Origin of the sequence: Bacillus sp. JJ1521 (assembly GCF_036965165.1) — a bacterium.
Taxonomy (GTDB): Bacteria; Bacillota; Bacilli; order Bacillales; family Bacillaceae_L; genus Ferdinandcohnia.
In genome coordinates this window covers 1-6,897 of the sequence record NZ_JBALOX010000057.1, presented here as the reverse complement: position 1 = coordinate 6,897, position 6,897 = coordinate 1, and the positions used below count along the sequence as shown (strand labels likewise).

The 6,897-nt window shown below is 35.9% G+C and carries 5 protein-coding genes and 1 pseudogene; 1 reads left to right on the top strand and 5 read right to left on the bottom strand.

All coding sequences use genetic code 11. The annotated features are described in order from the left end of the window. Positions 1-36: 36 nt before the first annotated feature. From V7147_RS09195 to V7147_RS09185, 3 genes are all read right to left on the bottom strand, one after another. Positions 37-1,302, bottom strand: coding sequence for a HAMP domain-containing sensor histidine kinase (locus V7147_RS09195; protein ID WP_335367555.1), 1,266 nt, complete (start codon positions 1,300-1,302; stop codon positions 37-39). After that, positions 1,299-1,988: a response regulator transcription factor gene (locus V7147_RS09190; protein ID WP_335367554.1), complete on the bottom strand. Its 690-nt coding sequence runs from the start codon at positions 1,986-1,988 to the stop codon at positions 1,299-1,301. Before V7147_RS09190 ends, V7147_RS09195 begins: the two co-directional genes overlap by 4 nt. Before the next feature lie 398 nt (positions 1,989-2,386). After that, on the bottom strand, positions 2,387-3,427 hold the full coding sequence (locus tag V7147_RS09185) for a DUF3231 family protein (RefSeq protein ID WP_335367553.1): 1,041 nt from the start codon (positions 3,425-3,427) through the stop codon (positions 2,387-2,389). 173 nt (positions 3,428-3,600) lie between these two features. Between V7147_RS09185 and V7147_RS09180 the strand changes: the two genes are divergently transcribed. Next, entirely contained in the window at positions 3,601-4,092 is a 492-nt protein-coding gene (locus V7147_RS09180; RefSeq protein WP_335367552.1) for a hypothetical protein, read from the top strand. Positions 4,093-4,145: 53 nt separating this feature from the next. On the opposite strand, the pseudogene V7147_RS25190 reads toward V7147_RS09180, so the two are convergent. Together V7147_RS25190 and V7147_RS09160 are read right to left on the bottom strand one after the other, a co-directional pair. Beyond that, positions 4,146-5,270 (bottom strand): annotated as a pseudogene (locus V7147_RS25190) (polysaccharide deacetylase family protein). A gap of 576 nt (positions 5,271-5,846) precedes the next feature. Continuing rightward, the gene (locus tag V7147_RS09160) at positions 5,847-6,728 is read right to left on the bottom strand and encodes an NAD-dependent epimerase/dehydratase family protein (protein ID WP_335367549.1); all 882 of its coding nucleotides are present in this window, start codon (positions 6,726-6,728) and stop codon (positions 5,847-5,849) included. Between the last annotated feature and the right edge of the window lie 169 nt (positions 6,729-6,897).

The window sequence follows — 6,897 nt, the reverse complement described above, 5'->3', positions numbered from 1 at the left end:
AATTTCAGTCGGGGTTTGGGTCCCGACTGAATATAGTTAAGCAAGCTTAATTTTCAAGACAACTGTGAAACCGTCCTTTCGATTGTAGCAGCTAATTTGACCATACATATTTTCCATAAAGTACTTCGATATAAAGAGCCCAAGGCCTGATCCATTCATGCCTTCAACATTTTTACCTCGGTAATATTTATTGAACATTAGCGGTAATTCTTCTTCACTAATCCCCGGTCCGGAATCTATTATGTGGAGCTCAAGAAAACCCTGATGGATTTGAGATTTAATCATGACCTTTGTTCCTGCATATTTATATGAATTACTAATAACATTGTCTATTACCTGCTGCATACGTAGAGGATCTGTTAAAATAATGCATTGTGGCATTGGATCATAAACGATTTGATGATTATAATTGACATTCTCAATCATGCCAATAAGCACTTCGCTCGAAACTTCAGTTACTGTTAATTTTAATTGTTGCAGTTCTTCTAAAGTGGCATGAAACATATCCGTAACCAGTAAATCAATTTGATCTGCCTTCGAATAGATTGTGTTCACTTGCTTGATCACCTTATGATCCTTTGTCTGCATGAGCATTAATTCACTAACTGCTTTAATTGAAGCAACAGGCGTTTTAATATCATGACTTAACGAAGCGACAAGCTCCTTCTTACTTCGGTTGGATTCATATTCTCTTTGCCGTGCACTCCCTAATTCTTCACGCAATAAATCAAAACTTTCCGTGAATGCACCAAAGTAATTGTTCTTGTCCATATTTAAAGGTATATCTAGATTACCCCTAGCCACATTGGCTGCGAAATTTTGGAGCTGCTGAAATGGTTTTAATAGCATTCTGTAAATATAGATTATATAAAGGATACTAACAATCATTATTAAACTAAAAATCAAGCTTATCGATGTGACCAGTTCACTTTTCATTTGTTGCACTACTTCTTGATCGTTATTATGGATAACTATTTTTCCCAAAATCTCGTTATTTTTCTTCAAATCTATAAATATGTCTCGATTTTTGATGGAATCGTATAAATCGATAAATTGAGTGTCTGGTGTTTGATAAATCACATTTCCCAAGTGGTCAATAATCGTAAAAGGTTGTTTTATGTCCCTGTTGCGATAAATGTCTTCATTCACTTGTCCCCAATTTTTTTCGGTAGTTTTAACCATATCATTTATGGCTACAAGGTCCACTTCTGAAATACTTTTATTCTTAATAACTAGTACAGTGAGGAAAATACCTGCACTAAAAATAACCAGTATCGTTACAAGTAGTAATTTGATTCTCATTGGTTGATGTCCTCAAGAACATACCCTGTTCCCCATACCGTTTTTATAAATTGCGGGTCCTTTGGATTACCTTCAATTTTCTCACGTAAATGACGGATATGTACATTTAGGGTCCCATCCCCTACAAAAGAATCGCCCCATACATTTTGAAACAATTCATCTTTTGTTAGGATCCGATTTTTATTTTTTGCCAAATAAGATAGAAGTTTATATTCCATCGTTTTTAGTTGAACATCAACACCATTTACTCTGACACGGTGCAATTTTGTGTCAATCTGGATCTGTCCAAACTCCAAAACTTCTTGTTGGTTACTAGAGCCACTGCCAAATCTTTTAAGCACCGCTTTTACTTTTGCTAGTAAGATGCTTAGAGTGTACGGTTTTTGTATGTAATCGTCTCCACCTATGTTTAGTGCAATCAGCACATCGTCATCGCTGGAACGCGCACTAATAAATAGAATCGGAATCTGCGTTGTTTGGCGCAATTTTTTACATAAATCAAATCCAGAAGAATCCCCAAGATTGATATCAAGAAGAATCAGTGAGGGCTCATGTTCCGCCATAAAACGTTCGCACTCCTCCGCACTTGTCACAAATGCCGTTTTGACCTCAAACATATTAAAATATTCACTTGTTGTTTCAGCTAAAGCAATTTCATCATCAACAATCAAACAATCTAATCTCATCGTAAATCTCCTGTAAAAGATTATCCTATTATATTCAAATGCGCCTTGGCGCATTTGCGCCCGATTTTTAGGCCCACACGATGTGGGTCATAAAGACGTTGCCACAGGATGTGGTGTTCTTAGTCTGAGTTCCTTAATTTCAGCCAGGGTTTGAACCCCTCACTGAAAATTTCCTCATTATATATGTATTCCATCATAATAGTAGAGGACTTCTACTGAATAAAGTTAACTAGATATTTACAGTATACATTAGATTTGTGGGACAGGTGTCAATTTTTGGGTACAGATTAAAGGCTACAGCCCATATTTGCGTCGGTTCTCACTTATTTGCGTCGTCACACAGATATTTTAGTCGACAGAAAAATGGGCCTGGCCCCCAATATGCGGAGATCGGCCCATTAATTATCCGTTTCTTTTCTTTGACCATTCGCCAGAGATTTTCTATCAATCGCTTCTGGTTGTTTTTCCAACCATCTGTGTTTAACCATAATATTGTAAGAAAATGCTCCAGCTTTCATGGCGTTCTTAAATACTTTTGAATAGTTTAAGATTATATCCGACCTGAAGCTGTAACCTATCGACGCACCATAATAAGTAAGAGCGGCATGTACTAGAAACCCTGCATGAAACATCATTAACTTATCAGAAAATGGACTTACAATGGAATCAGTAATCTCAATATCCCATTTTTCAGGTACTGTTAAATGATCTTGTTTCAATATGGCGTCAAAACTTTCAGCATCTTGACCTGCTAATTTAACGTTTTTAACCATAAAATCACGGACTTCTTCTAATTTAGCCACCTGGCTAAAAGCCAAGCTTAACGCCTTTACAAATCCTGTTTTTGTTGAATTAAAGAAGAGAGTGCTAATTTCCGAACTATTTAGAGGTCTTTTGTCCCCAATTAAATTATCAATGAATCCAGGTGACTCTTCAAACCTCGCCACAAGAGGGGAAGGTACGGAAGGAACACTTGTAAATTTTGGCTCCTTTTTAGCCAATTCCACAATTTTTTGGAACAATTCCTTACTTGTTTCCGTGCATTCAAAAAAATAATTTTGAATGTCTTGTCGTTCCGTGTTTGTAATAGCCAGGCTATAAGCAGTTAACCCATGTATGGTCATAATATAGCTGTAAAAAAGTAAGAATTGGTCAGAAAACAAACGCGGGGCATTAATATTTACGTCATGCTCAGTAAAACCAGTTGGGATTTGAAAATTTGCACGTTTAAAAAATCCGGTGATTTTCAAAATATGGCTCTCAGACAATTTTAATGCTTCTTCTAATATTAGTTTTATATCTTTGTTTTTAACAATGGAGAGAAAATATTTGTGCATACATATTGACATACTATCACCCAAATATTGCATCCAGAGCGCGGATACTTCGGCTGCGGTTAATGTATCGGGGATGTTTTTTGACTTACTAAAAATACCCAAGGAAAATACCTCCGTTTTTCATTTGTTTTCTTCAAATTATTTTATGGTACTTATTATTTTGATATACAGCCAAAATTTCCAAATCAGTTCCAACTTTACATTTTTGAGGAATGCATAAGTACAAAGGGTTATGAAACAATAATCATACATGTGGTTTTGTTGGAGGGTTTGTAATGGTGAAATTCATAAAATATAACAAAATGTTATTAATATTGATGTTGATCATTTCTTGGCTTTCACTTCTCTTAATGGGGAAAAATTCAGTTAAACGATTTCTGCCAGCGGGTGTATTCATGGCTCTATTCACAAGGTGGGAAAATGTTGTTGCGAAAAAAAGGACTTGGTGGTGGTGGTATGAAAAGCTCCACCCAAAATTACCAGGCTCCTTCCCCTTTGTATGGGGTCCATTTATGATTGGATCAATGTGGATCCTTAAATTGACTTATGGGAACTTTTTCCGATACCTTATATTAAATTTGATAGTCGATTCGATTTTTACTTTTGTATTAGTTGATAAGTGGCTGACAAAATGGGGAATCGCTTCATTGGTTCGAATGAAAAAAATTCAATTATCCCTCCTATTATTTATAGATTCCTTACTTTTATATGGGTTTCAATACCTCATTGAAAAAGGAAAGGAACCGTTTATGAATGAAAAGTATTAGTTGAATCAAAGCTCCCCTTTAGAGCAAAAGAATTCTAAAGGGGAGTTTTCGTTTCAACGCACAAGCCAAGCGAATTGACGAAGGGACGTTTCGTTTGAAATTCGAACACGTCTTAAAAGCAATAATTCGTTCGGTTGCCCATTACTCATAAATTGACCGGGTTTTGTCGTGACTGCAAATGTATAATAGTTTTTTGTTTCGTCAACCACCTTATTATTAAATTGACCTGCAGGGTAAGAGATTGCAACCACGGGATAACCTGTTAGATTTTCAATTTTTTGTTTGGATGCATATAATTCATTATCGTAATTTGAAATGACCGGGAGATCCGCATGGGACATTGTATGGGATTGAATCGAGAAAATGCCAGAGCTCACCATTTCTTATATCCTCTGATGATAACCAATATGGAGACGTATCAATTCGATTTGCAACAACAAATTCAGTAGCCCTAGGAAGGAATTTTTCATCTTCTAAAGCTTGCAGGATACGGAGTGCATTCATATTGTTCTTCATTCCATCATCAAATGTGACCAAAATTGGTTTGTTCACTTTATTCCTTTCATCCCACTGCTCAAATGTAAGTAGTGTATATTCATTTTCTTTTAAATACCTCATTTGCGCTTCAAAATTTGCAGGTGAGACAAATAAACCTTTTAAGCCTTTTCCATTAAATTCATCGATGGCATGATACATCAGAATTGGTACGCTTTGTTCAAAACAAAATGTATGCTGAGCAATTTTCTTTTTGATTCCTTGTTCGTCGACCATGTATGCCTCAATCTGGTATTCGCCACGCAGTGCTAAAAATTCCTTTGTGTCAAATAAAAATGAAAAGTTACGTTCTTTATCCGTGGAAGTAAATCTTTTCATAGTTGATGGACCATCCGCCGTTCGCCAAATATGGTAATCGATTTGATTTGCATTTTCCTCTTTAGCTCGACTGTCGTAATTGTTGTTTTTGTTGAATTGTAAGTAGTTGGGGTAATAAAAATGGTTGCCATTGGTCGATAAACATTTCGTTTTTTTAATTCTTCATTTTCTTCTATTAAAGTCGAAGGATATGTCGTAATTGTAAATGGGCTCTGTTGTTCTAGATTCATATCCCCGACAGCAATCTCACTATTAGTAAGCATGAATATTGCAAAAAGTGAACCCCAAAAATAATAGTTGTACATGCCACCCATCCTTACCCCAAATTTACTAACTTTAGTTTGTGAGGGGTGATAAAAATTACAACTGGGTATTATTGGCATTACATCATCGCGAGAGGAAAAAAGAAAAGGTGCCTGCACCCCGCAGTTCTTAACACTTTAATTTAGTGGGGTCAGGCACTGTATTCGTTTTTCATTCATTTATCTTTAGATTCGGAACTAACACGAAGATTGATTGGTGGCTTGCGTAATATCTTATTAAAGTTGAAATAGAAATCTCCTGAAATGGATTAATTCTAGCACGGGTTTGTGTTTCACCTAAAAGGGTTAAATCAATCTTAAAAATTGTGGTTTAAAAAAAGGAAGTTAAATGCTTTTATCGGATGGCTTCTTAACTATTTTGTCATTACAAGAATAGTCTTACAACTATTTTCTAAAGTTTTTATAGTTGTGGAAAACACCTAACTATATTCCCCGTTAGGTGTCAATAACCAGATATCCTTACTCTGTTTTCATATAGCTGTTCGACCACCATGCTTTCTGGAAGCCTTGAATTGATGGCACTACCAAACTTCATTTCTACCCGATGGATGGAGATTATCACTTTTTTGCAATCGCCTCTATCAATGGTTTTAACCAATCATGTAAGTCAGAAAATTGGAAGCCTTGGTTTGTTGCTTTTTCATTTGTCATATACCATGTATCTCCAACCGCATAAGGAGACATTACTTCCTCATTCTCCGTAATAGAGATATTTGCTTTTTTACCCGTGGCTTCTTCCACCAATTTTATTAAATCTGTTAAAGAAATTTTTCCGTTAGCAGTTGCATTATACGGACCTTCCACTTCATCAGTCATGCCTGCCCATTTTAAAAATTCGGCAGCTTCGGCAGCTTGAATGAAGGACATTTCGGCATTCATATTGACAAAACCAATTGGCTCTCCTTTTGATACTCGATCGACATGAAAATTCAAACGGCGAGTATAGTCATCCTCTCCCATTACGATTGGGAAACGCACCGCAACAACTGGAAATGTTGCGTATTTAAAGAAAACAGCTTCAGCCTGACGTTTTCCTTCTCCATAGGTGAAATCTGTGCTGTCTCCCATCTTAATTTCATATGTATACGGATCAAAATCATTCTCACTTTTTACCTTCCCACCCACCGTATAAGTTGAAAGAGTTGAAGTAAAGACTAGTTTGCCAATCTTCCCATTGAACATTTCACAGAATGCATAAGCAGCATTGGGAGAATAACAAATATTATCATAAACAATGTCAAAAGTACGACCTCCTACTTTTTCCAAAAGTTCCTCTTTATTTTCACGGTCTGCGATAATATGCTCAACTTGATCACCAAATGGATTACCCGACACACCGCGAGTGATAATTGAAACAGTATGCCCATCCTCAAGTAAGAACTCTACTAACTTCCGTCCAAAAAAACGTGTACCACCGAATACTAAAATATTTTTTTTCATATAATCCGCTCCCCTGCTGATCCTTAGTCAATAAAATAAAACCCATAACTATTTTATTTCTGCATTCACTCATCAATTCCTTTTAATACACGTTATTTCTTCCAATAAAATATTTTGTGAGATGATTCGTTTTCATGTATAGTAAAAGTATTCATAAATAATAATGGGG

What these genes read in the sequence shown, in the direction of transcription:
- V7147_RS09195 (WP_335367555.1), bottom strand. Translation starts at nt 1,302, where the DNA reads ATGAGAATCAAATTACTACTTGTAACGATACTGGTTATTTTTAGTGCA.
- V7147_RS09160 (WP_335367549.1), bottom strand. Translation starts at nt 6,728, where the DNA reads ATGAAAAAAAATATTTTAGTATTCGGTGGTACACGTTTTTTTGGACGG.
- V7147_RS09190 (WP_335367554.1), bottom strand. Translation starts at nt 1,988, where the DNA reads ATGAGATTAGATTGTTTGATTGTTGATGATGAAATTGCTTTAGCTGAA.
- V7147_RS09180 (WP_335367552.1), top strand. Translation starts at nt 3,601, where the DNA reads ATGGTGAAATTCATAAAATATAACAAAATGTTATTAATATTGATGTTG.